We start from the raw sequence: 25,354 nt of genomic DNA on the forward strand, positions 1-25,354 counted from the left end.
TGGTCGCGCCCACGCGGCGGCAGCCGCACATCGACACAGCCCCGCGCCCCCGAAGGGGCGCTCAGCTCACCCGGCGTACCAAGTACGCCGTTCCCTTTTCGGCCGGTTCCTCGCCCACGTACTCCTGGCCCCGCATCTCGCACCACGCCGGGACGTCCAGGCGTGCCGCCTCGTCGTCCGACAGGACTCGGACCGTGCCGCCCACCGGCACGGTGCCGATGACCTTCGCCAGTTCGATGACCGGGATCGGGCACCGTTTGCCGAGCGAGTCGACGACGACTTCCTCCGCCTGTCGTACGGTCGCCGTCGGCATCGGGGCGCCCAGCTTCTCCCGGACCCCTGCCACCACCCCCGGCAGCACCTCCAGGAACCGCTCCACATCCGCCTCCGCCGCCCCCGTCGGCAGCGACACCCGCACGTTCCCCTCACTGAGCACACCCATCGCCTTGAGCACATGGCTCGGCGTCAAGGTGCTGCTCGTGCAGGACGACCCGGAAGACACCGAGAAGCCCTCCCGGTCCAGCTCGTGCAGCAGTGTCTCTCCATCGACATAGAGACAGGAGAAGGTGACGATCCCGGGCAGCCGCCGCTCCGCGTCGCCCACCACCTCCACGTCCGGCACCAACTCCGGTACCCCCGCCCGGATCCGTGCCGTCAGCTCCCGAAGCCGTACGGCCTCCCGCTCGGCCTCCGCCCGTACCGCCCGCAGCGCGGCGGCCGCCGCGACGATCGCCGGCAGGTTCTCGAAGCCGGGTGCCCGCCCCGACTCCCGTTCGTCCGAGGCCCCTTGGACGGCGAACCGCACCCCCTTGCGTACGACCAGCAGCCCGACCCCGCTCGGCCCGCCCCATTTGTGCGCACTCGCCGTCAGCAGCGACCAGTCGCCCGCCACCCGCTCCCACCCCAGCGACTGCGCCGCGTCCACCAGCAACGGCACCCCGGCCGCCCGGCACACCTCGGCGACGGCGGCCACCGGCTGCACGGTGCCCACTTCGTGGTTGGCCGACTGGAGGCAGGCGAGCGCGGTGTCGGGGCGGAGCGCAGCCTCGTAGGCGCCGGCCTCCACCTCGCCGGTCCGCAACACCGGCACCTGCGTCACCTGTCCGCCCTCCGCCTCGAACACCTCGGCCGAATGAAGTACCGAGGAGTGTTCGACGGCTGACACGATCAGGTGACGTCCGGTCCGGCGCCGCCCGGCCAACGCCCCGGCGATGCCCGTGTGGACGGCGCGCGTACCGGAAGAGGTGAAAGTCAGCTCGTCCGCCCGACAGCCGACGGCCTCGGCAGCCGCCTCCCGCGCGGCATCCAGCAACATGCGCGCCTTCCGCCCCTCCCGATACAACCGGGACGGATCGGCCCACCCGTCGTCAAGCGATGCCAACAACGCCTGACGGGCAACAGGATGGAGCGGGGCAGCGGACGCAGCGTCAAAGTAGGACACACAGCAACGTTAAAGCGTCCGCAGGGACAGCCGACCGAGGGGCGCGGGGAACTGCGCGACCAGCCCCCACGCACCCGCACTCGCACCGCAAACCGCGACAACCCGAGCTATTGGGCGCCCATTCCCACCCCAACCGAGTGACAGGCGACGCGTATGCCCCCCTCCCCGCGACCCCCCGAATCGCGTCGGCTAGGGTTTGGTCCGCATAAACATCCAAACCCCTGCCCGACGCAGGGCGGCGACCGACCAGCGAGAAGGCCGCAGCCGACCGCGCGGGCGAGACTCTCGGGAAGGCGCTACGTGAGTCCCAACGGCTCCGACCGCTCGCCGCGGCGCCCGATGCGGCGGAAGCTGCTGCAGGCAATGACCGCGGGCCTGGTCCTGGCATCCGCTACCGGTTGCACATACAAGGACTTCCCCCGCCTTGGTATGCCCACCCCGACCACGGAAGAGGCTCCGCGGATCCTCTCCCTGTGGCAGGGCTCCTGGGCCGCCGCGCTCGCCGTCGGCGTGCTGGTGTGGGGTCTGATCATCTGGAGCGCCATCTTCCACCGGCGCAGCCGCACCAAGATCGAGGTCCCGGCCCAGACCCGGTACAACATGCCGATCGAGGCCCTGTACACGGTGGTGCCGCTCATCATCGTCTCGGTGCTGTTCTACTTCACGGCGCGCGACGAGACGAAGCTGCTCAGCCTCACCGACAAGAAGCCGGACGTCACGGTCAACGTCGTCGGCTTCCAGTGGAGCTGGGGCTTCAACTACATCACGCCCGTCGACGGTGTCACCGGCGACGCGAAGACCGACGCGAACCTGTCCGCCATCCCGGACCGGTTCAAGAAGGAATTCCCGGCGAACGCCGGCGGTGTCTACGACGTCGGTACGCCGGGCACGAAGAACCCGCAGACCGGTAACCCCGGTCCGACGCTCTGGCTCCCCAAGGGTGAGACCGTCCGCTTCGTCCTCACCTCGCGTGACGTCATCCACTCCTTCTGGGTGGTGCCGTTCCTGATGAAGATGGACGTCATCCCGGGCCACACCAACGCGTTCCAGGTGACTCCGAACCAGGAGGGCACCTTCCTCGGCAAGTGCGCCGAGCTCTGCGGCGTCGACCACTCCCGGATGCTGTTCAACGTGAAGGTCGTCTCCCCCGAGCGTTACCAGCAGCACCTCAAGGACCTCGTCAAGAAGGGGCAGACCGGTTACATTCCCGCCGGCATCGCGCAGACGAGCCACGAGAAGAACCGGGAGACGAACAACCTGTGAGCATCCTCAACGAACCCCAGGGTGCCGCGGCAGCGGAAGGCTACGCCGACGAGCTGCCCATCCGGCGCAAGCAGCCCGGCAACGTGGTCATCAAGTGGCTCACCACCACCGACCACAAGACCATCGGAACGCTGTATCTGGTCACGTCGTTCGCGTTCTTCCTGATCGGCGGTGTGATGGCGCTGCTGATGCGCGCCGAGCTCGCTCGCCCCGGTCTGCAGATCATGTCGAACGAGCAGTTCAACCAGGCGTTCACGATGCACGGCACGATCATGCTGCTGATGTTCGCGACGCCGCTGTTCGCCGGCTTCACGAACTGGATCATGCCGCTCCAGATCGGCGCCCCCGATGTCGCGTTCCCGCGGCTGAACATGTTCGCCTACTGGCTCTACCTGTTCGGCTCGACCATCGCGGTCGGCGGCTTCCTCACCCCGCAGGGCGCCGCTGACTTCGGCTGGTTCGCCTACTCCCCGCTGTCGGACGCGGTCCGCTCGCCGGGCATCGGGGCCGACATGTGGATCATGGGTCTGGCCTTCTCCGGCTTCGGCACCATCCTCGGCGCGGTCAACTTCATCACCACGATCATCTGCATGCGGGCCCCCGGCATGACCATGTTCCGGATGCCGATCTTCGTGTGGAACGTGCTGCTGACCGCCGTGCTGGTCCTGCTCGCCTTCCCGGTCCTCGCCGCCGCGCTGTTCGCGCTGGAGGCGGATCGGAAATTCGGGGCACATGTCTTCGACGCGGCGAACGGCGGAGCACTGCTCTGGCAACACCTCTTCTGGTTCTTCGGCCATCCAGAGGTGTACATCATCGCGCTGCCGTTCTTCGGCATCATCTCCGAGGTCATCCCGGTCTTCTCCCGCAAGCCGATGTTCGGCTACATGGGTCTGGTGGCCGCGACCATCTCGATCGCCGGTCTGTCCGTGACGGTGTGGGCCCACCACATGTACGTCACCGGTGGTGTGCTGCTGCCGTTCTTCTCCTTCATGACCTTCCTGATCGCGGTCCCGACCGGTGTGAAGTTCTTCAACTGGATCGGCACCATGTGGAAGGGCTCGCTGTCCTTCGAGACACCGATGCTCTGGGCCACCGGCTTCCTGATCACCTTCACCTTCGGTGGTCTGACCGGTGTCATCCTGGCCTCGCCGCCGATGGACTTCCACGTCTCCGACTCGTACTTCGTCGTGGCCCACTTCCACTACGTGGTCTTCGGCACGGTCGTCTTCGCGATGTTCTCCGGCTTCCACTTCTGGTGGCCGAAGATGACCGGCAAGATGCTCGACGAGCGGCTCGGCAAGATCACCTTCTGGACGCTGTTCATCGGCTTCCACGGCACCTTCCTGGTCCAGCACTGGCTGGGCGCCGAGGGCATGCCGCGCCGGTACGCCGACTACCTGGCGGCCGACGGCTTCACCACGCTGAACACGATCTCGACGATCAGCTCCTTCCTGCTCGGCCTGTCGATCCTGCCGTTCCTCTACAACGTGTGGAAGACGGCCAAGTACGGCAAGCCCGTCGGCGTCGACGACCCGTGGGGCTACGGCCGCTCCCTGGAGTGGGCGACCTCCTGCCCGCCGCCGCGGCACAACTTCGTCACCCTGCCGCGGATCCGCAGCGAATCGCCGGCCTTCGACCTGCACCACCCTGAGATCGCCGCCCTGGAGCAGCTGGAGCACGGCCACGCCGCCGCCGCTGTCGCGGGCAGCAAGGAGGCCGGCAAGTGAAGATCCAGGGCCGCATGTTCGTGTGGCTGAGTGTCTTCGTCCTCGTCATCGCGATCGTCTATGGCGTGTGGTCGAAGGAACCGGCCGGTACCACGGCGCTCTTCCTGGCCTTCGGCCTGTGCATCATGATCGGCTTCTACCTGGGCTTCACCGCCTCGCGGGTCGACGCGGGTGCCCAGGACAACAAGGAGGCCGACGTCGCGGACGAGGCGGGCGAGATCGGCTTCTTCAGCCCGCACAGCTGGCAGCCGCTCGCCCTGGGCGTCGGCGGCGCGCTGGCCTTCCTCGGTGTCGCCGTCGGCTGGTGGCTGCTGTACTTCTCGGCACCCATCATCATGATCGGCCTCTTCGGCTGGGTGTTCGAGTACTACCGCGGTGAGAACCGCACCCAGTAAGCACGCGCCGAGCGCAGCAGGAGCCCGGACTCTCCGTCAGGAGAGTCCGGGCTCCTGCCGTTCCGGCCCCTTCGCGCCTTCGGCGCAGCGGCCGTCCCCCGTCCGGGCTACCTGCCGCGCCGGTCCGGAAAACATCTCATAGCGTGAAAATATGAGTCACTCTCCGTGCGCCCGTACCGTCGTCAGCTGCGCCCTGCTGGTGATCGCCCTCGGCGCGGGCGTCACCGCCTGCGGTTCGGACGGCAACCCCCTCGCGGACAAGCCGTACGACGCGGCGGACCAGATCTCCTTCAACACTCCCACCGGTGCGGGGAAGCGGGCCGACCCCGACAAGCCCCTGGAGGTCGTCGCCAAGAGCGACGAGGACCGCATCACGGACGTCACGGCCCAGGACGCCACCGGTCGCTTCGTGGCGGGCGAACTCGACGCCGACGGCCGCCGCTGGCACAGCACCTCCCCGCTGGCCGCCAACGCCCACTACACGGTCCAGGTCAGCACCGAGGACGAGAACGGCGCGTCCGGCCGCAAGGTCCTCACCTTCGACACCAGCACGCCCACCACCCGGCAGCGGCTGAAGGTCACCTTCGGCCCCAAGGCGGGCGAGTACGGCGTGGGCCAGCCGGTCACCGCCCAACTCGACCACGAGATCAAGGACAAGGCCCAGCGCGCCATCGTCGAACGTGCCCTCAGGGTCGACTCCGTCCCGGCCGTGGAGGGCTCCTGGTACTGGGTGAGCGGGAAGGAACTGCACTACCGGCCCAAGGACTACTGGCCCACCCACGCCACCATCCAGGTGCACAGCAACCTGGACGGCATCAGGATCAGCGACCGCCTGTGGGGCGGCGCGACCGCGCCCCTCAAGCTCACCACGGGCGACAAGCTCCTCGCCGTCACGGACGCCGCCGCCCACCAGCTGACGGTCTACAAGGACGACAAGGAGATCAACCAGATCCCCGTCACCACCGGCAAACCGGGCTTCGAGACCCGCAACGGCGTCAAGGTCGTCCTGGAGAAGCAGTACTTCGTACGGATGCGCGGCACCACGGTCGGCATCGCCGAGGGCACCTCGGACTCGTACGACCTGCCGGTCTACTACGCCACCCGGGTCACCTGGTCGGGCGAGTACGTGCACGCCGCGCCCTGGTCGGTGGGCTCCCAGGGCTACGAGAACGTCAGCCACGGCTGCACCGGCATGAACACCTCGAACGCCGAGTGGTTCTTCGACACCTTCCACCCGGGCGACCTGGTGAAGGTCGTCAACTCCAACGGCAAGGAGATGGAGAACTTCGGCAACGGCTTCGGCGACTGGAACCTCGCCTGGAAGGACTGGCGCAAGGGCAGCGCCCTCACCAACGGCACCCCGGACGGCCCGAAGCCGGAGGACGCGGTTCGTCTGCAGCCGACGTCAGTATGAGAAACCAGGGGCGCGGGGAACTGCGCGAACGGCCCCCACCGGCCCGCACCCGCGCACGCACCGCGCCCCACCCTCTCCTAGGCGCTCAGCAGCCTCTTCTGCCGCAACAGGGACGCCAGCGCCCCCGCGAACTCCACCGGCTCCACAGGCAGCGTCACAGCCGCGTCGGCCCGGCTCCACGTGGCCAGCCACGCATCCTGCGGCCGCCCGATCAGCAGCAGCACCGGCGGGCAGTTGAACACCTCGTCCTTGATCTGCCGGCACATCCCCATGCCCCCCATCGGCACGGCCTCGCCGTCCAGGACACACACGTCGATCCCGCCCTTGTCCAGCTCGGCGAGGACCGCCGCGGGCGTCGCGCACTCCACGAACTCGACGAACGGCACATCGGGAGCCGGCCGCCGGCCGGCGGCGAGCCGCACCTGCTCGCGGGTGTTGGAGTCGTCGCTGTAGACCAGCACCGTGGCGGTCGGCTGCATTGTTCCTCCGAGACGTCAGCGTCGTACGGACAGGACCGATGCGCCGGATGCTACTCCCCTGAACACCTCGTCAACACCTGTTGGAACACCGCTTCGATGGGCCATCCGGGCACTACACACGGGGCGGACACTCCGAACGGCACCCCCCGGAGTGAGCGCGAGATAAGCGACCGACATAATGTCGGTCGTGGCGACAGCAACGACAGTAGATACCGGGCACGCGCACCCGTCGGTCAACAGGCCGAACCTCACCAGCGTCGGAACCATCATCTGGCTGAGTTCCGAGCTGATGTTCTTCGCGGCCCTCTTCGCGATGTACTTCACCCTGCGATCGGTGACCGGCGAGGCTCACTGGAAGGAGATGGCGAGTCACCTCGACATCCCCTTCTCGGCGACCAACACCACGATCCTGGTGCTCTCCTCCCTCACCTGCCAGCTCGGCGTGTTCGCCGCCGAGCGCGGGGACGTGAAGAAGCTCAGGGGCTGGTTCATCGTCACCTTCATCATGGGTGCGATCTTCATCGGCGGTCAGATCTACGAGTACACGAACCTGGTCAAGGAGGACGGGATCTCCCTCTCCTCCGACCCGTACGGTTCGGTGTTCTACCTGACCACCGGCTTCCACGGCATGCACGTGACGGGCGGACTCATCGCCTTCCTGTTCGTCCTGGGGCGCACCTACGCGGCGAAGAGGTTCACGCACGAGCAGGCGACCGCGGCCATCGTCGTGTCCTACTACTGGCACTTCGTCGATGTCGTCTGGATCGGCCTCTTCGCCACGATCTACCTGATCAAGTAGCCGGGCCGGCACCACGCGCCGTAGAAGCGCACTTTCCAGAAGCATCGACGCAGAAGATCCTGACACCGGGGTAATCCGTGAAAAAGCTCTCCGCACGACGACGCCATCCGCTGGCGGCGGTCGTCGTCCTACTCCTCGCGCTGGCATGCACAGGGGGGCTGTACGCCGCGTTCGCACCCGCGGGCAAGGCGCAGGCCGATGAAACATCCCAGTCCCTGACCATCGAGGAGGGCAAGAAGCTCTACTCGGTCGGTTGCGCCAGCTGCCACGGCACCGGCGGTCAGGGTTCGTCCGACGGCCCCAGCCTGGTGGGCGTGGGCGCCGCGGCCGTCGACTTCCAGGTCGGCACCGGCCGTATGCCGGCCGCCACCTCGCAGGGCCCGCAGGTCGTCAAGAAGAAGAACATCTACACCCAGGCCCAGATCGACCAGCTCGCGGCGTACATCGCCTCGCTGGGCGCCGGTCCCGAGGTCCCGACCTCGGAGCAGTACGGCCCGGACGGTGCCGACATCGCCAAGGGTGGCGAGCTCTTCCGCACCAACTGCGCGCAGTGCCACAACTTCGTGGGCTCGGGCGGTGCGCTGACCAAGGGCAAGTTCGCCCCGAGCCTTGAGGGTGTCGACCCGAAGCACATCTACGAGGCCATGCAGACGGGCCCGCAGAACATGCCGTCCTTCCCCGACACCACGCTGACGGAGAAGAACAAGAAGGACATCATCGCGTACCTGAACGCGGTCAACAGCAGCAACACGGAGAACCCCGGCGGTCTCAACCTGGGCGGCCTCGGGCCGGTCAGCGAGGGTCTGTTCGCCTGGATCTTCGGTCTCGGTGCACTGATCGCGGTCGCCGTCTGGGTCGCCGCTCGGACCGCAAAGGCCAAGAAGTCATGAGTAGCCAAGACATTCCAGAAGAGAACCTGCCCGCTGAGCAGGACCACGCGCACACCGCCGTGAGTGTGGCGGACGAGAAGGACCCGTTCTCGGACCCGGGTCTGCCGCCGCACGAGCACCGGATCCAGGACATCGACGAGCGGGCCGCCAAGCGGTCCGAGCGCGTCGTGGCCCTGCTGTTCACGGTGTCGATGCTGGCCACCGTCGGGTTCATCGCGTCCTATGTGACGATCCCGAAGGACAAGTCGATCTTCGTCTTCCCGATCGGTCACATCAGCGCGCTGAACTTCGCGCTGGGCCTGACCCTCGGCGCGGCGCTGTTCTGCATCGGCGCGGGCGCGGTCCACTGGGCCCGCACCCTGATGTCCGACGTGGAGGTCGCCGACGAGCGGCACGCCATCTCGGCCCCGCCGGAGGTCAAGGCCAAGGTCCTGGCCGACTTCAAGCAGGGCGCCAAGGAATCGGCGCTCGGCCGGCGCAAGCTGATCCGCAACACGATGTTCGGCGCGCTGACCCTGGTCCCGCTCTCCGGCGTCGTGCTGCTGCGCGACCTCGGCCCGCTGCCCGGCACCTCGCTGCGCCACACGGCGTGGTCGAAGGGCAAGCTGCTCGTCAACATGAACACCAACGAGCCGCTGCGTCCCTCCGACGTCGCCGTCGGCTCGCTGACCTTCGCCAAGCCCGAGGGCGTCGAGGAGTCCCAGGAGGACTTCCAGAACGTGATGGCGAAGGCGGCCCTGATGATCATCCGGCTGCAGCCGGACAACATCAAGGACAAGCGCGAGCTCGAGTGGTCACACGAGGGCATCGTCGCCTACTCGAAGATCTGCACCCACGTGGGCTGCCCGATCTCGCTGTACGAGCAGCAGACCCACCACGTGCTCTGCCCGTGCCACCAGTCCACCTTCGACCTCTCCGACGGAGCCCGAGTGATCTTCGGCCCGGCCGGCCACGCCCTGCCGCAGCTGCGCATCGGCGTGAGCGAGGAGGGCTACCTCCAGGCGCTCGGCGACTTCGACGAGCCCGTCGGTCCTGCCTTCTGGGAGCGCGGATGAGCACTACAGAGAACACCGAGTCCCGCGAGCGCGGGAAGGCACCGGCCGGCGAGCGCGTCGCCGACTGGGCCGACGGACGGCTCGGGATCTACTCCCTGGCCAAGTCCAACATGCGCAAGATCTTCCCCGACCACTGGTCGTTCATGTTGGGCGAAGTGTGCATGTACAGCTTCATCATCATCATCCTGACGGGTGTGTACCTGACGCTGTTCTTCCACCCGTCGATGAACGAGGTGGAGTACCACGGCAGCTACGTCCCGCTCCAGGGACAGCTGATGTCCGAGGCGTTCAACTCGACCCTGCACATCTCCTTCGACGTGCGCGGTGGTCTGCTCATCCGGCAGATCCACCACTGGGCCGCGCTGATCTTCCTCGCCGGCATGTTCGTGCACATGATGCGCGTGTTCTTCACCGGCGCGTTCCGCAAGCCGCGTGAGATCAACTGGCTGTTCGGCTTCCTGCTGTTCGTCCTGGGCATGTTCACCGGGTTCACCGGTTACTCGCTCCCGGACGACCTGCTCTCCGGCACCGGTGTCCGCTTCACCGAGGGCGCCATCCTGTCGATGCCGATCGTCGGCACGTACATCTCGTTCTTCCTCTTCGGCGGGCAGTTCCCCGGCCACGACTTCGTCGCCCGGTTCTACTCGATCCACATCCTGCTGCTGCCGGGCATCATGCTCGGCCTGATGGTGGGCCACCTGATCCTGGTCTTCTACCACAAGCACACGCAGTTCGCGGGTCCCGGAAAGACCGAGAAGAACGTCGTCGGCATGCCGCTGCTGCCGGTCTACATGGCCAAGGCCGGAGGCTTCTTCTTCCTGGTCTTCGGTGTCATCGCGGCCATCGCGGCGACCACCCAGATCAACCCGATCTGGGCCATGGGCCCCTACCGCCCGGACCAGGTGTCCACCGGCGCCCAGCCCGACTGGTACATGGGCTTCGCCGAAGGCCTGATCCGCTACATGCCCGGCTGGGAGATCAACTTCTGGGGCCACACCCTGGTCCTGGGCGTCTTCATCCCGCTGATCCTGTTCGGTCTGGTCCTCGCGGCGATCGCGGTCTACCCGTTCATCGAGTCCTGGGTCACCGGCGACAAGAGCGAGCACCACATCCTGGACCGCCCGCGCAACGCCCCGACCCGCACCGCGTTCGGTGTCGCCTGGGTGACCGTGTACATGGTGGGCCTGGTCGGCGGTGGCAACGACCTCATCGCCACCCACTTCCACCTGTCGATCAACGACGTGACCTGGTTCGTCCGGATCTTCTTCTTCGCCGGACCGGTGATCGCGTTCATCGCCACCAAGCGGATCTGCCTCGGCCTGCAGCGCCGGGACCGCGAGAAGGTGCTGCACGGTCGCGAGACCGGCATCATCAAGCGGCTGCCGCACGGTGAGTTCATCGAGGTCCACGAGCCGCTCTCGCAGGAGCAGCTGCACACCCTCACGGCGCACCACCAGTACGAGCCGGCCCAGGTCGGCCCGGCGGTCGACGAGAACGGTGTCGAGCGCAAGATCAAGGGCTCCGAGAAGCTCCGCGCCAAGCTGAGCAACGCCTACTACGGCGAGGACAACCAGATCCCGAAGCCGACTGTCGAGGAGTACAAGGAGATCACGAGCGGCCACGGCCACCACTGATCGACCGCGTCGCCACGCCACGGTCGAAGGGCCCCCGTCCGGATGGGCCCCCGGTCCGAGTTTGTTCGAGGACCAGGGGAGGACGGGGGCCCTTCGCGGTGCCCGGAGCTGGATAGGGTAGGCCCTGAAACCTGTTGTTCCCGTACGACGATCAGGAGCGGCCTCATGAGCGCTGTGACCCCCGCTGGAGGCGACACCGCGGCGGGCCGTTCCTGGCCCGAGGTACTGAACGCGCTGCTGTACGGCCAGGACCAGAGCGCCGACGCGACGGCCTGGGCGATGGACCAGATCATGCGCGGCCAGGCCACCGACGCCCAGATCGCCGGCTTCGTCGTCGCCCTGCGGTCCAAAGGCGAGACCGTCGAGGAGATCAACGGGCTCGTCCGCACGATGTACGAGCACGCCAACGTCATCGAGGTGCCGGGCCGCACCGTCGACATCGTCGGCACCGGGGGCGACGGCGCGAAGACGGTGAACATCTCCACGATGTCGGCGCTCGTGGTGGCCGGCACCGGCGCGAAGGTCGTCAAGCACGGCAACCGCGCGGCCTCCTCCGCGTCCGGGGCCTCCGACGTCCTGGAGAAGCTCGGCGTCAACCTCGACCTGACCCCGCAGCGGGTCGCCGAGGTCGCCGAGGAGGCCGGCATCACCTTCTGCTTCGCCATCAAGTTCCACCCGGCGCTGCGCCACGCGGGCGCCGCCCGCGGCCAGCTGGGCATCCGCACGGTCTTCAACATCCTCGGCCCGCTGACCAACCCCGCACGGGTGCGGGCCCAGGCGGTCGGCGTCGCGGACCCCCGCATGGCCCCCGTCGTCGCGGGCGTCTTCGCCGAACGCGGCCACTCCTCCCTCGTCTTCCGCGGCGACGACGGCCTCGACGAACTGACGACGACCGCCACGTCCCGCGTCTGGACCGTCCGGGACGGCAAGGTCACGGAGGAGACCTTCGACCCCCGTGACGTCGGCATCGACCTGGTCCCCGTGGAGGCGCTGCGGGGCGGTGACCCGTCGTACAACGCGGAGGTCGCCCGCCGCCTCCTGGACGGCGAGCGGGGCCCGGTGCGGGACGCGGTGCTGCTGAACTCGGCGGCGGCGCTGGTGGCCCTGGACCCGGGCACAGGGTCGCTGGCAGAGCAGCTCCGCGCCGGCATGGACAGGGCGGCGCACTCGATCGACTCGGGTGCGGCCAAGCAGGTCCTGGAGCGCTGGGCGGCGGCGACGCACAAGTAGGGCGCCGGTCCAGAGGGCTGGGTGGGGTCCGCACCGCCGGGCTCCACCGTCGTGGCCGACGGCCGTTGCGGACCGGCGGTGCGCAACCACATACGGCCTCTCCGGCGGTGCCGAACTGTCCGCAGCCCCCGCTCCGTCCCGTCATCCGGACTGGAGTTGCGCGGCTGCGATCACTTCCCATAAGTTTCTTTCCAGGTCATGAGTGACAGTCATGAGGCCCCGGCCGACTGTCCGGCAACCCTCCGTCCGTGGCGGGGTGCCCCGGGTGAAGACCAGGCCGTGGGCAGCGAGGTCCACGGCAAGCGCGGACCCCTCGAACCACCAGGGGTCCTGGTCGTCGAGGAGCCTTCCGTGAGCAAGCGAATGCGATAGGGCCGCAGAGCCCCGCCTCCGCACACCCTTTTCCCCTGCCGCTGCTTGAGCGCATCCGCTCGCACGGCGGATCCCACCTGCTCACACGGGAGTTCACCCATGTCCGTCTCCACCGCTGCCTCCGTCCAGTCCGTTTGTGCCCCCCTGCCCGTTCTGGGCCGTGATGTCACCGTCCCGCTCGTCACCGGCGGCGAGGTCACCTATGCCGCCCTCGACTACGCGGCCAGCGCCCCCGCCCTGCAGCGGGTCTGGGACGACGTGGCGGCGTACGCGCCCTACTACGGCAGCGTCCACCGCGGCGCCGGCTACCTCTCCCAGCTCTCCACGGACCTCTTCGAGAACGCCCGCCGGACCGTCGCCGAGTTCCTCGACTGCCGCCCCGACGACCAGCTGGTCTTCACCCGTTCGACGACGGACTCCCTGAACCTCCTGGCCCGTGCCCTCCCCGCCGACTGCCAGGTCTTCGTCTTCGAGACCGAGCACCACGCCTCCCTGCTGCCGTGGCAGGACGCCCGTGTCACCTACCTCGACGCGCCCCGCACCCCGCGCCAGGCCGTCGAGACCCTGGAACGCGCCCTCGCCGACCGCGACCCCTACGGTCCGGCCCTGGTCTGCGTGACCGGCGCGTCCAACGTCACCGGCGAGCTGTGGCCCGTACGGGAGCTCGCGGCCGCCGCGCACGCGCACGGCGCCCGGATCGTCCTGGACGCCGCCCAGCTGGCTCCGCACCACCCCGTCTCGGTCCGGGACCTGGGCGTCGACTGGGTCGCCTTCTCCGGCCACAAGCTGTACGCCCCCTTCGGCTCCGGCGTCCTGGCCGGCCGCGCCGACTGGCTGCAGGCCGCCGAGCCGTACCTCGCGGGCGGCGGCGCCAGCCGCAAGGTCACCCGGCGCGAGGACGGGGGAGTGGCCGTGGAGTGGCACGAGAGCGCCGCGCGGCACGAGGCCGGGTCGCCCAACGTCATCGGCGCCTACTCCATCGCCGCCGCCTGCAAGGCGCTCACCGAGGCCGGCTTCGACACGCTGGTCGCCCGCGAGCAGCACCTGATCGAGAAGGTGCGGGCGGGCCTGGCCGGGGTACCCGACGTCCGGGTCCTCTCCCTCTTCGGCGACGACGCCCCCCGCGTCGGCGTGATCAGCTTCGTGGTGGACGGCTGGAACAGCTCCCACTTCGCCGCCGCGCTCTCCGCCGAGTACGGCATCGGCGTCCGCGACGGCCTCTTCTGCGCCCACCCGCTGGTCAGGACCCTGCTGGGCTCCGACCCGCAGACCCAGGGCGAGTGCGGGGCGCCGGAGGCGGCACCGGGCGAGAAGTCCCTCAACGCGATCCGGGTGAGCTTCGGGGCGGGGACGCCGGACGAGCACGTGGAGCGCTTCGTGACGGCGGTACGGGAACTTGTGACCGACGGTGCGAAGTGGTCGTACCGCACGGAAGAGGGCCGCTGCGTCCCGGCGGTGTGATCAGCGCCCCGCCAGGGGCGCGGGGAACTGCGCGCTCAGCCCCCACCGGCCGGCAGCCGGGCACGAAGCGCATTGGCCCCCCGCGGCTCCGTCGTGGCTGGTCGCGCGGTTCCTCCCCCAGCCTTCGGCCGGGGGTACCCCCAGCGCCCCTTACGGGGCGCTGCAGTCGGCGGCGCTCAGCTGTCAAGGCCGATCGCGAACGCCGCCTCCAGGTCGTGCTGGGAGTACGTGCGGAACGCGACGTGCGTGTCCGTGGCCTCCACGCCGGGGATCTTGCTGATGGAGCCGGGGATGACGTCGGCCAGATCCTCGTGCTGCTGCACCCGGACCATGGCGATGAGGTCGTACGTGCCGGTGACGGAGAAGACCTCGCTGACGCTGTCCAGCGCGGCGATCCGTTCCGCGATCTCGGGGATCCGGTCCACGCTGGTCTTGATGAGGACGATCGCGGTGATCACGGCTGGTTCTCTCCCTCGGGTGCCGGAGCTGGGGCGACCTTCACTTTAGTCGTACGGCCGTACCGCACCCACGCGTAGCCGAACCCGAGTCCGAAGCCGACCAGGTGGGCGAGGTAGGCCACGCCGGGGCCGGAGGAGGCCTGGTTCAGGGCCAGCCACTGGAGGGCCGCCCAGAAGGGGAGGACCACCCAGGCCGGGAAGCGGAGCGGGAGGAAGAAGAGGAAGGGGAGGAGACTGGTCACGCGGGCGCTGGGGAACAGGTACAGGAACGCTCCGAGGACCGCCGAGATCGCCCCGGACGCGCCCACCAGCGACTGCTGGGACGTGGCGTTGGCGGCCGCGTAGCCGAGCAGCGCGAGATAGCCGCAGCCGACGTAGAAGAGAGTGAACTCCACGCGGCCCATCCGTTCCTCGGTCATCGCCCCGAAGACGAAGAGGAAGAGCATGTTGCCGAGCAGGTGCACCCAGCTGCCGTGGATGAACAGCGCCGTGGCCGGGGTGAGCGCCTCCCGCACCGGACCGTCGAACAGGTCGGCGGGAACCACCCCCCAGTGCCGGAAATACGCCCGCTGGGCGGTCGCGAGGGCCTCTCCGGTGCCGTAGGACGGGGTGAAGCCGGAGGCGGGGCCGAGTACGAAGATCAGGCAGCACACGGCGATCAGGGTGTACGTCATGGGCGCGGACGTGCCCCGCAGGCTCCGCAGGGTCCGGGCCGCCGTCGTGTTCCAGTTGCCGATCATGGACATAGAGCATGGCGTAACGGGACGCAGTGGTGCAGATCGCCTCGCCGCCGTGGACGGGCGGGCGTCGGGTACCCGCCAGGCCGTAGGGTTACGAGCCACACGCGTCGGGACGGCGCGTCACGGACACTAGAAGGAAGCGAACAAGCCACGATGACGGTTCCCCTGCCGACCGCCACGACGCGGTGGCGCTGCACCCTCTGCGGCAACCTCACGCGCTTCGACGTGACCCGCTCGTCGAAGGTGGTCGAGTACGTCCACCTCGACCTGGCCGGTGAGCCGAAGGTCGAGGAGCGCGAGGTGGTCAGTGAGACCATCGAGTCGGTGCGCTGCCGCTGGTGCAACGCGGTGGACCAGGTGGAACTGGTGGACAGGCCGGGCGCCGACTCCTGAGACCGGGAGCCGGCCCCGTACAGGTGATGGGGTGTGACGGATGGTGGAGACCACGGGCGGGGGGCCGGGCGACGGCACCGCCGAGGTGCTTGACCGTCCGTTGCCCGACGGTGTGCGACGGCGTGTCGTGCAGATCGTGTCGGACGGGTTCGGCGGCCTGACCGTCGCCGAACTGCCCGCCCAGCTGCGGCAGTACGCCCGCTTTGCCCCGAATCGCCGGGCCAAGTTCGCGGGGAACGCCATGGCGGCCGCGCTGGAGACGGACACCCTCTTCCGGCAGCGGATCGGCGAGAAGCTGAGAGAGGCCCAGCCGGAACTGGCCGGCGCCCTGGACTCCGGCTCCCCGCCCCCGGCCGCGGACCCGCTCGATGTGGCGGCCGCGGCCTATGTACTGCGCCCCGCGGGCTGGGTGAAGCTCGTGGCGGCGGCCGGCGAGGAGGCCCAGCGGGCCGACGCCGAGCGGGCCGACGAGGAGAGCCGGGCCGAACTGGAGCGGCTGCGCGAGGAACTGGACCGGGCCCGGGAGCAGACCAGGTCCGAGACGGAGCGGCTGCGCACCGAGCTGGACGCGGCGAAGAAGGAAGCGGAATCGCTTCACCGCAAGCTGCGGGCCGCGCTGAGCGACGTCAAGCGGGGTGAAGCCGCCCTGCGCAAGCTGCAGGGCGAGATGGAGGCGGGGCGGACCGAGGGGCAGTCCCTGGTGTCCGCCGCCGAGAGCGAGAGCCGGCGGCTCAAGGCCCGGCTCGGCGAGGCCGAGGCGGCCCTGGAGGCCAGCCGCCGGGCCGCCCGCGAGGGGCGCAGTGTCGAGGACATGCGGCTGCGGCTGCTGCTCGACACCGTCCTCGACGCCGCCCAGGGGCTGCGCCGGGAGCTGGCCCTGCCGCCGGTCTCGGTGCGGCCCGCCGAGACCGTGGACGCGGTCGAACCGGGACGAATGACCCCGAAGGACATTGCGGCGCGAGCGCTGTCCGAGCACGACCCGGCCATCCTCGACCAGCTGCTGGCCCTGCCCCAGGCGCACTTGGTCGTCGACGGCTACAACGTGACGAAGACCGGCTATCCGCAGATGCCGCTGGAGAAGCAGCGGCTGCGGCTGCTCGGTCAGCTCTCCCAGCTCGCCGCCCAGACCGGCGCCGAGGTCACCTGTGTCTTCGACGGCGCCGAGCTGGCCGCGCCGGTGCTGCTCGCCCCGCCGCGCGGGGTCCGCGTCCTCTTCTCCAAGCCCGGTGTCACCGCGGACGAGTTGATCCGCCAGCTGGTGCGCGCCGAGCCGCCGGGCCGTCCGGTGATCGTCGCCTCGACCGACCGCGAGGTCGCCGACGGGGTCGCGAAGGCGGGTGCCCGTCCGGTCGCTTCTGCGATGCTTCTGAAGCGACTGTCCTGAACGTGCAACCCGCATATGCAATGCCCGAATTGACCGAACCGTCACGCAACGTAGCGTCAATCGCACATTACTGCTCGTGAGTTATGTGCAAAGAGTGCGTTGCGTGACCACTTTTTTGGCTGCTGGGTTTGAACTGATCACAGGTAGGTCACTAGGGTCTGGCCTCGAACCTCCACACGGGTGATCACTCAAACGAAGGAGCCCGTCTCCGTGGCGTCCCATCGTCGACCCAAGCAGCAGAGCCGTGCGCGCGTGACCGTGCTCACCACCGCAGCGGCCGCCGCCGTAGTCCTCAGCGCCAACGCCGCCAACGCGGCGCCCAGCGAGAAGCTGACCAAGGACGAGGTCAAGGCGAAGGTCGACAAGCTCTACGAGGAGGCCGAGCAGGCCACCGAGAAGCTGGACGGCGCCAAGGACAAGCAGCAGAAGCTGCAGAAGGAGATCTCCACGATCCAGGACAACGTGGCTCGTGGGCAGGAGGACCTCAACAAGCTGCGGGACAGCCTCGGTTCGCTGGCCACCGCGCAGTACCGCTCGGGCGGCATCGACCCCTCCGTCCAGCTCTTCCTCTCGTCCGACCCGGACGACTACCTCGACAAGGCCTCCACGCTCGACCAGTTGAGCAGCCAGCAGGTCGAGGCCCTGAAGAAGATCCAGGACAAACAGCGCGAACTCGCCCAGGAGCGGGCAGAGGCCTCCGACAAGCTCAAGGACCTCTCCGCCACCCGCACCGAGCTCGCCAAGCAGAAGTCGGCCGTCCAGGGCAAGCTCGCCGACGCGCAGAAGCTGCTCAACACGCTCACCGCCAAGGAGAAGGCCGCCCTCGACGCCGAGCAGGCCCAGGCCGCCAGCCGCGCCTCCTCCCGCGTGGACCTCGGCAACACGGGCTCCGCCTCCAGCCGGGCCGCCGCCGCCTTTGCCGCCGCCCAGTCCGTGATCGGCTCCCCGTACGTCTACGGCGCCTCCGGCCCGTCCTCCTTCGACTGCTCGGGCCTGACCTCCTGGGCCTACGCCCAGGCCGGCGTGACCATACCCCGCACCTCCGAGGCGCAGGCCAACGCCGGCACCCGCATCTACAGCGCGAGCGACCTCAAGGTCGGCGACCTGGTCATCTTCTACGGCGACTACCACCACGTCGGCCTCTACGCCGGCAACGGCCAGGTGCTGCACGCCCCGCACACCGGCGCCGTGGTCCGCTACGAGGCGATGAGCGACATGACCTTCGAGTTCGGCGTCCGGATCTGACCTCCGCCGAGACCCCGCGCCCCGTCAAGATCGCGGTGCCCGGACGTCCGAACGGGCGAACTGCTTCAGCCTGATGTACCCCCCCGCCCCGCCTTTGACCTGCGTCAGAGGCGGGGCGTCGCGTTGTGCGGCCGGGGAGGGCCTTTGGCCGGTGCGTGTCCGCGCGGCTAGCATCGCCGTGTCCGGTGACGGAAGTCGCCGGACCTACCGCCGGACGGGCGGGAAGTCACGCCTGTGGAGGCTGCGTAGGACCGATCCGCACGGGTCGGCGGCGGCCTGTGAAGCAGGAACCCGCGGTGGCGCCGCTGAGCGGTGCGGACCGGATCTCCTGCCCTGGGCGGGGGAGGGCGTCAATGTCTGGCGCGTTTCCCCCGGCACCGGGGGAGACCGTCGGCGTCCGACGATCGGAAGGAATGCGGCTTCCCGTGGGGTCTCATCGTCGTCTCGTACCGTCGTCCGGGTTCAACCGGGGCGCCGGTGCCGCAATCTGCGTGCTGTCGGCCGCGGCCGCCGCGCTCGGTGCCGTACCGGCGAGCGCCGCCCCGCACGCCGACAGCCGTGCCGAGGTGGACCGGCTGTACCAGCAGGCCGAGGAGGCGACCCAGGCCTACGACAAGGCCGCCGAGCGGGCCGGCACGCTGCGCCGCGAGGTGAACGACTCCCAGGACCGCATCGCCCGCCAGCAGCAGCGCATCAACACCATGCGGGAGGCGCTCGGTTCACTCGCCGGCGCCCAGTACCGCTCCGGCGGCATCGACCCCGCCGTGGCCCTGCTGTTCTCCGACGACCCGCAGGACTACCTCGACCGGGCCTCCCTCCTCGACCGCGTCGACGCCCGCCAGGCCGGGCAGCTCAGGCGGCTCCAGGCAGCGATGCGCGAACTCGCCCAGGAGCGGTCCGAGGCCGCCGGGAACCTCGCCGAGCTGGAGAAGAGCCGCAAGGCGGTCGCCTCGCACAAGGCCACCGTGGAGCGGAAGCTCACCAAGGCCCGGCACCTGCTCAACGCGATGCCCGCCGCCGACCGCGTCGCCTTCGAGCACGCCTCCCGCGGCGACGACCGCGCCGACCTGCCCGGCCTCTCCGACGCCGCCGTCCCCGACGGCCGTGCCGCCGCGGCGATCGCCGCCGCCCGCTCCGCCCTCGGCAGGCCGTACGTCTGGGGCGCCAGCGGCCCCTCCGGCTTCGACTGCTCGGGCCTGATGCAGTGGTCGTACGCGCACGCCGGGATCCACCTCCCGCGCACCTCGCAGGAGCAGCGCCACGTCGGCCACCAGGTCCCGCTCTCCCAGGTGCAACCCGGTGACCTGGTCGTCTACCGCTCCGACGCCAGCCATGTGGGCATGTACGTCGGCAACGGCCAGGTCATCCACGCCCCCTACCCCGGCGCCCCGGTCCGCTACGACCCGGTCGGAATGATGCCGGTCTCCTCCGTCACCCGGCCCTGACTTCCGGGCTCCTGCCCGTACGATCGGAAAGTGGCTGGTCGTGGACGGGCGTGGCGCTCAGGAGCGGTGGGGCTGTGTCTGCTGCTCCTGCCGCTGGCCGGATGCGGCGGCGGGCAGTCGTCGACCGGTACGGCGATGGCCGAGGTGCAGCAGGTCCTGGACCGCCGCTCGGCCGCGGTCCTCGGCCACGACGAGCAGGCGTACGCCGAGACCGGCACCCGGAGCTCGTACGCGAACCTGCGGGCCGTACCGCTCGCGGCCTGGAGCTACCGGCTGACCGCCCTCCACCCCGACGGCGCCGGCGCCACCGCCGACGCGCAGCTCAGCTACCGGATACAGGGCTACGACAAGGCGCCGGTGACGACGGACCGGGCGCTGACCCTCAGCCGCACCGCCGACGGACAGTGGTATGTCACATACGACAAGCCGGCCACGCAGTCCGGGCAACAGCTCTGGGACCAGGGTGAGGTGACCGCCGTCAAGAGCACCCACACCCTCGTCCTCGGCGTCGGCCAGTCCCGGACCACACTGCGCGGCTACGCCCGCCTCGCCGACACCGCCGTCCCCGAGGTCTCCAAGGCCTGGGGCACGGACTGGACGCGGCGGGTGGTGCTGCTCGTACCAGGGTCGCTGAGCGGCATGGCCGGCCTGCTGGGTGCCCCCGCCTCCAACTACAAGGGCATCGCCGCCGTCACCACCGGCGAGGCGGGAGGTTCGGGCCAGGCCCCGGCGGACCGGGTCATCCTCAACCCGGAGGCGTACGCCGTCCTCGGCGCGGTCGGCAGACAGGTCGTCCTCACCCACGAGACGACGCACGTGGCCACCCGCGCCCACACCACGGCCGCCACCCCGCTCTGGCTCTCCGAGGGCTACGCCGACTGGATCGGCTACCTCGACACGGGCCGCACACCCACCGAGGCGGCCCCCGAACTCGCCCGCGCCGTCGAGGCCGGAGACGCCCCCGAGGACCTCCCCGCCGACAAGGACTTCGGCTTCACCGACGACCCCACCAAACTGGCCCAGGCCTACGAGGGCGGCTGGCTGGCCTGCCGGATGATCGCCGCCCACTGGGGCGAGGAGAAGCTCGGCGCCTTCTACCGGGCCGTCGGCGCGCACAAGGAGCGCGCGGGCGCGGTGGAGGACGCCCTGAAGACGGAACTGGGCACGACCCTGCCGGACTTCACCGCCCGCTGGCGGGACTACCTGAAGGCTCAGCTGGGCGACTGAGCCGGTCGCACCCGGGCTCAGGGGGAGACCGACGTCTCCTCCGTGTGGGGCGTCTGAGCCGGGAAGGGCGCGACGGCGTCCTCGGTCACCGTGGAGCGCCACAGTGCGCGGGCCGCCGTGACCGTGGCCGCGAGCAGCAGGCCGTTGCGCAGGAGCAGCAGGGTGATGCCGTACCGGTCGCTGAACACGACGTGCGAGAAGCCGACCGGGAACTCCAGGACCGTCACGAAGGTCGCCAGGAGGACCAGGACCGCCGGGAGGGTCATGCGGCCGGCGCGGAAGCAGAGGCAGACGGCGGCCAGGCCCACCAGCCACACCATGTACTGGGGGCTGATCACCCGGCTGGTGACCGTGAACATCAGGACGGCGGTGAAGGCCGCGTCCGCGAGCGTGTGGGAGCGGAAGCGGGCCGCCGACAGCCGCCACAGCAGCAGCCAGCCGAACGCGAGCGCGGTGAGCAGCAGGGCCGCCGTGCTCACCGCCTGCACGTGCGGGCCGAGGAATTCGATCGAGCCGTAGTTGAGCAGCACCTCGCCGTGCCAGCCGAAGTGCCGGGCGATGTGGAAGACCAGCGCGCCGAGGGACTCCACCTCGGTGCCCCGGTCCCGCTGGAAGGTCAGGAAGGCGAACGCGCCGGGCATGGCCACCGCGAACAGTGCGCCGACCGCGCCCGCCGTGACCGCCGCGGACGCCCAGGCCCGCCGCCGTACGGCGCCCACCAGGAGCAGCGCCGGCCACACCTTCACCATCGCGCCGAAGCCGACGAGGGCGCCCATGATCCGGGGATGCCGGGCCCCGGCGAGCAGCGCGGCGACGGCGACGGCGGTGACCATCAGGTCGTAGCGGGAGTAGACGGTCGGGCCGAGGAGCGGGACGCCCAGCACCCAGACCCAGGCACCGCGCAGGGTGCGGCCGGGGCGCGGGCCGGTGTAGAGCAGGAGGGCGAGGACCACCAGGTCGGCGAGGCAGGCCAGGACGAAGAAGGCGGTCGGGTAGTCCAGGAAGGGGAGGAGGCCGGGGGAGAGGATCGCCAGGGCGGCCGCGGGCGGGTACTGCCAGGTGACGTCGTCCAGAGGAAACGTTCCGTGCCGCAGCACCTCGTACCAGCCCTGGTAGATGACGGAGACGTCGGTCGTGACGTCCGCGCCCGGGAACACGAACACCTTCAGGACGAACAGCAGCAGCACCAGCCGGGTGGCACCCCAGGTGACCAGCAGCAACACCATGGCACGCCGCACGCCCGTCCTGTCCACCTGAGCCCCTGTCCGTCGGCATCGCCGTGTCGAGTGGGCCACATGATCCCCCGACGTCCTGTGCGGGGGCCATGAAGCGTGGCCGAACACACTGTGCGGGTAAGGTCGGCGCCGATGAACAAGACCCTGGTCGTGACCAATGACTTCCCGCCTCGGCCGGGCGGTATCCAGGCCTTCCTGCACAGCATGGCGCTGCGGCTGGACCCCGAGCGGCTGGTCGTCTACGCGTCCACCTGGAAGCGGGGCCGGGAGGGTGTCGAGGCCACCGCCGCGTTCGACGCGGAGCAGCCCTTCACCGTCGTGCGCGACCGTACGACGATGCTGCTGCCGACGCCCGGGGCGACCCGGACGGCGGTCGGGCTGCTGCGGGAGCACGGGTGCACGTCGGTGTGGTTCGGGGCGGCGGCTCCGCTGGGCCTGATGGCGCCGGCGCTGCGGAAGGCGGGGGCGGAGCGGCTGGTCGCCACGACCCACGGGCACGAGGCGGGCTGGGCCCAGCTGCCCGCGGCCCGGCAGCTGCTCGGGCGGATCGGGGAGGCGACGGACACGATCACCTATCTCGGCGAGTACACACGGTCCCGGATCGCGACCGCGCTCAGTGCGCGGGCGGCCGGGCGGATGGTGCAGTTGCCGCCGGGGGTGGACGAGAAGACCTTCCGTCCGGGGGCGGGCGGGGACGCGGTGCGGGCGCGGCTGGGGCTGACCGACCGGCCTGTGGTCGTGTGCGTGTCGCGGCTGGTGCCGCGCAAGGGGCAGGACACGCTGATCCTCGCGATGCCGCTGATCCTGGCCGCCGAGCCGGACGCGGTGCTGCTGATCGTGGGCGGCGGCCCGTACGAGAAGGAGCTGCGGCGCCTGGTCCGGGAGACCGGGGTCGAGGCGTCGGTGCGGTTCACGGGGGCCGTGCCGTGGGCCGAGCTGCCCGCGCACTTCGGCGCGGGCGACGTGTTCGCCATGCCGTGCCGGACCCGGCGGGGCGGGCTGGACGTGGAGGGGCTCGGGATCGTGTACCTGGAGGCCTCGGCGACCGGGCTGCCGGTGGTGGCGGGGGATTCGGGGGGCGCGCCGGACGCGGTGCTGGACGGGGAGACCGGCTGGGTGGTGCGGGGCGGCTCCGCCGAGGAGGCCGCCGAGCGCATTGCGGCGCTCTTGGGAGACTCCGAACTGCGTCAGCGTATGGGGGAGCGCGGGCGGCGGTGGGTCGAGGAGAAGTGGCGGTGGGATCTGCTGGCGGAGAGGTTGGAGGAATTGCTCTAGGGGATCGGGTCGTGCTGCGTCCGCGAGTGCGTTGTGGCCGGTCGCGCAGTTCCCCGCGCCCCTTCGGGGGCGCGTTGTCACTAACCTTGTCGCAGGCCTAGGCGGAACCGGAAAATCCGCACATGCTGCGCGCATGACAGCAAAACTGATGCAGCGTCAGCTGACGAGACGTCACATCCTGGGCATGATCGCCCTCCAGACCGCCGCCGCGGCCGGTCTCACCCGTGTCGGGCTCCAGTCGGCGCAGGCCGCCGAGGAAGCGGCCGACGTCGACAACGCACCCGCGATCGTGGTCGGTTCGGGGTACGGCGGGGCCGTGGCCGCGCTGCGCCTCGGGCAGGCCGGGGTGCGCACCCTCATGATCGAGATGGGCCAGCTGTGGAACACCGCCGGCTCCGACGGCAAGATCTTCTGTTCCACCGCCGCCCCGGACAAGCGGTCCATGTGGTTCAAGACCCGCACGGAGGCCCCGCTCGCCACCTTCCTCTGGCTGGATGTCGTCAACAAGGACATCACTCCCTACGCGGGGGTGCTCGACCGGGTGCACTACGACAACATGTCCGTGTACGTGGGGCGGGGTGTCGGAGGCGGGTCGCTGGTCAACGGGGGGATGGCCGTGACCCCGCTCCAGTCGTACTTCACCGAGCAGTTCCCGACCGTGGACGCGACCGCGATGTACAACACGTACTTCCCGCGCGCCCGCACCATGCTGGGTGTCAACACCATCGACTCCACCTGGTTCGAGTCGACCGAGTGGTACCAGTTCACCCGGACCTCCAGGAAGGCCGCCGCCAACACCGGGCTCAAGACCACCTTCGTACCCAACGTCTACGACTTCGGGTACATGCAGCAGGAGGCCGCCGGCACCGCCACCAAGTCCGCGCTCGCCCAGGAGGTCATCTACGGCAACAACTACGGCAAGAAGAGCCTCGACAAGACCTACCTGGCCGCCGCCCTCGGCACCGGGAACGTCACCATCCACACCCTGGAGAAGGTGAAGGCCGTCACGAGGGCGAGTGACGGGTCGTACGTGCTGAGCGTGGACCGGATCGACACGAGCGGGGCCGTCGTGGAGAGCAAGCAGTACAGCTGTACCCATCTGTTCCTGGGGGGTGGCAGCCTCGGGACCACCGAGCTGCTCGTCCGGGCCCGGGACACCGGGGCGCTGCCCGCGCTCAACTCCAGTGTGGGGGCGGGCTGGAGCACCAACGGCAACACCATGCTGGGGCGCGCCAACCACCTCTGGGACACCACCGGTGCCAACCAGGCGACCATGCCGGTCATGGGCATCGACGACTGGGCCAACACCGACAACCCGGTATTCGCGGAGATCGCCCCGCTGCCCATCGGGTTCGAGACCTGGGTGAGCCTGTACCTGGCGATCACCAAGAACCCGCAACGGGCGTCCTTCACCTACGACTCCGCGAGCGACGGGGTGAAGCTGGGCTGGACCGCGGCCCAGAGCGCGGTCTCGGTCGCCATGGCCAAGAAACTCTTCGACCGGATCAACTCGGCCAACGCCACGATCTACCGGTACGACCTGTTCGGGTCCAGCAGCAAGGTGTTCGCGGACGACTTCTGCTACCACCCCCTGGGTGGCTGCGTCCTGGGGCAGGCGACCGACAACTACGGTCGGGTGAAGGGGTATTCGAAGCTGTACGTCACGGACGGCTCGCTCGTGCCGGGGAACATCGGCGTGAACCCGTTCGTCACCATCACCGCGCTCGCCGAGCGGGCGATGGAACGGGTTCTCGCCGAGGACTTCTGAGCACCGGGAGGAGGCCCCGAGTGC

At 69.7% G+C, this 25,354-nt stretch carries 22 protein-coding genes and 1 riboswitch; of the genes, 17 read left to right on the top strand and 5 right to left on the bottom strand.

Annotated elements, in window-relative coordinates:
- Positions 1–61 precede the first annotated feature (61 nt).
- Positions 62–1,441, bottom strand: a complete 1,380-nt coding sequence (locus tag ACFY6U_RS14315) for a cysteine desulfurase/sulfurtransferase TusA family protein (protein ID WP_390037996.1) — start codon at positions 1,439–1,441, stop codon at positions 62–64.
- A gap of 300 nt (positions 1,442–1,741) precedes the next feature.
- Between ACFY6U_RS14315 and coxB the strand changes: the two genes are divergently transcribed.
- The 4 genes from coxB (at position 1,742) to ACFY6U_RS14335 (ending at position 6,240) form a co-directional block, all read left to right on the top strand.
- The gene (gene coxB / locus ACFY6U_RS14320; protein WP_351490358.1) at positions 1,742–2,704 is read left to right on the top strand and encodes a cytochrome c oxidase subunit II; all 963 of its coding nucleotides are present in this window, start codon (positions 1,742–1,744) and stop codon (positions 2,702–2,704) included.
- Positions 2,701–4,431, top strand: a complete 1,731-nt coding sequence (gene ctaD / locus ACFY6U_RS14325) for a cytochrome c oxidase subunit I (RefSeq protein ID WP_351490360.1) — start codon at positions 2,701–2,703, stop codon at positions 4,429–4,431. The genes coxB and ctaD overlap by 4 nt, the downstream gene beginning before the upstream one ends.
- Complete coding sequence (locus ACFY6U_RS14330; protein ID WP_093503960.1) at positions 4,428–4,826, top strand: cytochrome c oxidase subunit 4; 399 nt, start codon at positions 4,428–4,430, stop codon at positions 4,824–4,826. Before ctaD ends, ACFY6U_RS14330 begins: the two co-directional genes overlap by 4 nt.
- Before the next feature lie 151 nt (positions 4,827–4,977).
- Positions 4,978–6,240, top strand: coding sequence for an Ig-like domain-containing protein (locus ACFY6U_RS14335; RefSeq protein WP_390037998.1), 1,263 nt, complete (start codon positions 4,978–4,980; stop codon positions 6,238–6,240).
- Between the two features lie 77 nt (positions 6,241–6,317).
- On the opposite strand, the gene ACFY6U_RS14340 is transcribed toward ACFY6U_RS14335, so the two are convergent.
- On the bottom strand, positions 6,318–6,719 hold the full coding sequence (locus ACFY6U_RS14340; RefSeq protein WP_093503963.1) for a response regulator transcription factor: 402 nt from the start codon (positions 6,717–6,719) through the stop codon (positions 6,318–6,320).
- Positions 6,720–6,897: 178 nt separating this feature from the next.
- Between ACFY6U_RS14340 and ACFY6U_RS14345 the strand changes: the two genes are divergently transcribed.
- The 6 genes from ACFY6U_RS14345 (at position 6,898) to ACFY6U_RS14370 (ending at position 14,160) form a co-directional block, all read left to right on the top strand.
- Positions 6,898–7,518, top strand: coding sequence for a heme-copper oxidase subunit III (locus ACFY6U_RS14345; protein WP_390038001.1), 621 nt, complete (start codon positions 6,898–6,900; stop codon positions 7,516–7,518).
- A gap of 77 nt (positions 7,519–7,595) precedes the next feature.
- Entirely contained in the window at positions 7,596–8,408 is an 813-nt protein-coding gene (locus ACFY6U_RS14350; RefSeq protein ID WP_351490369.1) for a cytochrome c, read from the top strand.
- Positions 8,405–9,463: a Rieske 2Fe-2S domain-containing protein gene (locus ACFY6U_RS14355; RefSeq protein WP_390038003.1), complete on the top strand. Its 1,059-nt coding sequence runs from the start codon at positions 8,405–8,407 to the stop codon at positions 9,461–9,463. The genes ACFY6U_RS14350 and ACFY6U_RS14355 overlap by 4 nt, the downstream gene beginning before the upstream one ends.
- Entirely contained in the window at positions 9,460–11,097 is a 1,638-nt protein-coding gene (locus tag ACFY6U_RS14360) for a cytochrome bc complex cytochrome b subunit (RefSeq protein WP_390038004.1), read from the top strand. The genes ACFY6U_RS14355 and ACFY6U_RS14360 overlap by 4 nt, the downstream gene beginning before the upstream one ends.
- A 165-nt stretch (positions 11,098–11,262) precedes the next feature.
- Positions 11,263–12,327 (top strand): anthranilate phosphoribosyltransferase, encoded by a 1,065-nt coding sequence (gene trpD / locus ACFY6U_RS14365; RefSeq protein WP_390038006.1) that lies wholly within the window; start codon positions 11,263–11,265, stop codon positions 12,325–12,327.
- A gap of 194 nt (positions 12,328–12,521) precedes the next feature.
- A riboswitch (SAM riboswitch) is annotated at positions 12,522–12,638 on the top strand.
- Positions 12,639–12,798: 160 nt separating this feature from the next.
- Positions 12,799–14,160 (top strand): aminotransferase class V-fold PLP-dependent enzyme, encoded by a 1,362-nt coding sequence (locus tag ACFY6U_RS14370; protein WP_390038008.1) that lies wholly within the window; start codon positions 12,799–12,801, stop codon positions 14,158–14,160.
- Between the two features lie 176 nt (positions 14,161–14,336).
- Here the strand turns inward: ACFY6U_RS14370 and ACFY6U_RS14375 are convergent, their stop codons facing one another.
- Both ACFY6U_RS14375 and ACFY6U_RS14380 read right to left on the bottom strand, forming a co-directional pair.
- Complete coding sequence (locus tag ACFY6U_RS14375) at positions 14,337–14,618, bottom strand: Lrp/AsnC family transcriptional regulator (protein WP_390038010.1); 282 nt, start codon at positions 14,616–14,618, stop codon at positions 14,337–14,339.
- Positions 14,615–15,358 carry a rhomboid family intramembrane serine protease gene (locus ACFY6U_RS14380; protein ID WP_390038012.1) on the bottom strand — a complete coding sequence of 248 codons (744 nt, stop codon included), beginning with the start codon at positions 15,356–15,358 and terminating at the stop codon, positions 14,615–14,617. The genes ACFY6U_RS14375 and ACFY6U_RS14380 overlap by 4 nt, the downstream gene beginning before the upstream one ends.
- Positions 15,359–15,511: 153 nt before the next feature.
- On the opposite strand from ACFY6U_RS14380, the gene ACFY6U_RS14385 reads away from it, so the two are divergent.
- The 5 genes from ACFY6U_RS14385 to ACFY6U_RS14405 all read left to right on the top strand — a co-directional run bounded on the left by ACFY6U_RS14385 (position 15,512) and on the right by ACFY6U_RS14405 (position 21,052).
- A complete protein-coding gene (locus ACFY6U_RS14385) occupies positions 15,512–15,751 on the top strand; it encodes a hypothetical protein (protein ID WP_009309707.1) in 240 nt (79 codons plus the stop codon).
- A gap of 40 nt (positions 15,752–15,791) precedes the next feature.
- Positions 15,792–17,135, top strand: coding sequence for an NYN domain-containing protein (locus ACFY6U_RS14390; protein WP_390038014.1), 1,344 nt, complete (start codon positions 15,792–15,794; stop codon positions 17,133–17,135).
- A gap of 210 nt (positions 17,136–17,345) precedes the next feature.
- On the top strand, positions 17,346–18,380 hold the full coding sequence (locus tag ACFY6U_RS14395; RefSeq protein WP_390038016.1) for an NlpC/P60 family protein: 1,035 nt from the start codon (positions 17,346–17,348) through the stop codon (positions 18,378–18,380).
- A 425-nt stretch (positions 18,381–18,805) separates the two neighbouring features.
- Positions 18,806–19,825 carry an NlpC/P60 family protein gene (locus ACFY6U_RS14400; RefSeq protein ID WP_390038017.1) on the top strand — a complete coding sequence of 340 codons (1,020 nt, stop codon included), beginning with the start codon at positions 18,806–18,808 and terminating at the stop codon, positions 19,823–19,825.
- 30 nt (positions 19,826–19,855) lie between these two features.
- Complete coding sequence (locus tag ACFY6U_RS14405; protein WP_390038018.1) at positions 19,856–21,052, top strand: hypothetical protein; 1,197 nt, start codon at positions 19,856–19,858, stop codon at positions 21,050–21,052.
- A gap of 17 nt (positions 21,053–21,069) precedes the next feature.
- Here the strand turns inward: ACFY6U_RS14405 and ACFY6U_RS14410 are convergent, their stop codons facing one another.
- Complete coding sequence (locus ACFY6U_RS14410) at positions 21,070–22,305, bottom strand: glycosyltransferase 87 family protein (protein WP_390038019.1); 1,236 nt, start codon at positions 22,303–22,305, stop codon at positions 21,070–21,072.
- A 114-nt stretch (positions 22,306–22,419) separates the two neighbouring features.
- On the opposite strand from ACFY6U_RS14410, the gene ACFY6U_RS14415 reads away from it, so the two are divergent.
- Entirely contained in the window at positions 22,420–23,562 is a 1,143-nt protein-coding gene (locus ACFY6U_RS14415; RefSeq protein WP_390038020.1) for a glycosyltransferase family 4 protein, read from the top strand.
- Positions 23,563–23,746: 184 nt separating this feature from the next.
- Complete coding sequence (locus tag ACFY6U_RS14420) at positions 23,747–25,330, top strand: GMC oxidoreductase (RefSeq protein WP_390038647.1); 1,584 nt, start codon at positions 23,747–23,749, stop codon at positions 25,328–25,330.
- The last annotated feature ends 24 nt before the right edge of the window (positions 25,331–25,354 follow it).

Origin of the sequence: Streptomyces sp. NPDC013157 (assembly GCF_042899865.1) — a bacterium.
Lineage (GTDB): Bacteria > Actinomycetota > Actinomycetes > Streptomycetales > Streptomycetaceae > Streptomyces.

What these genes read in the sequence shown, in the direction of transcription:
- ACFY6U_RS14335 (WP_390037998.1), top strand. Translation starts at nt 4,978, where the DNA reads ATGAGTCACTCTCCGTGCGCCCGTACCGTCGTCAGCTGCGCCCTGCTG.
- ACFY6U_RS14340 (WP_093503963.1), bottom strand. Translation starts at nt 6,719, where the DNA reads ATGCAGCCGACCGCCACGGTGCTGGTCTACAGCGACGACTCCAACACC.
- ACFY6U_RS14345 (WP_390038001.1), top strand. Translation starts at nt 6,898, where the DNA reads ATGTCGGTCGTGGCGACAGCAACGACAGTAGATACCGGGCACGCGCAC.
- ACFY6U_RS14355 (WP_390038003.1), top strand. Translation starts at nt 8,405, where the DNA reads ATGAGTAGCCAAGACATTCCAGAAGAGAACCTGCCCGCTGAGCAGGAC.
- ACFY6U_RS14360 (WP_390038004.1), top strand. Translation starts at nt 9,460, where the DNA reads ATGAGCACTACAGAGAACACCGAGTCCCGCGAGCGCGGGAAGGCACCG.
- trpD (WP_390038006.1), top strand. Translation starts at nt 11,263, where the DNA reads ATGAGCGCTGTGACCCCCGCTGGAGGCGACACCGCGGCGGGCCGTTCC.
- ACFY6U_RS14370 (WP_390038008.1), top strand. Translation starts at nt 12,799, where the DNA reads ATGTCCGTCTCCACCGCTGCCTCCGTCCAGTCCGTTTGTGCCCCCCTG.
- ACFY6U_RS14380 (WP_390038012.1), bottom strand. Translation starts at nt 15,358, where the DNA reads ATGATCGGCAACTGGAACACGACGGCGGCCCGGACCCTGCGGAGCCTG.
- ACFY6U_RS14385 (WP_009309707.1), top strand. Translation starts at nt 15,512, where the DNA reads ATGACGGTTCCCCTGCCGACCGCCACGACGCGGTGGCGCTGCACCCTC.
- ACFY6U_RS14390 (WP_390038014.1), top strand. Translation starts at nt 15,792, where the DNA reads ATGGTGGAGACCACGGGCGGGGGGCCGGGCGACGGCACCGCCGAGGTG.
- ACFY6U_RS14415 (WP_390038020.1), top strand. Translation starts at nt 22,420, where the DNA reads ATGAACAAGACCCTGGTCGTGACCAATGACTTCCCGCCTCGGCCGGGC.
- ACFY6U_RS14420 (WP_390038647.1), top strand. Translation starts at nt 23,747, where the DNA reads ATGATCGCCCTCCAGACCGCCGCCGCGGCCGGTCTCACCCGTGTCGGG.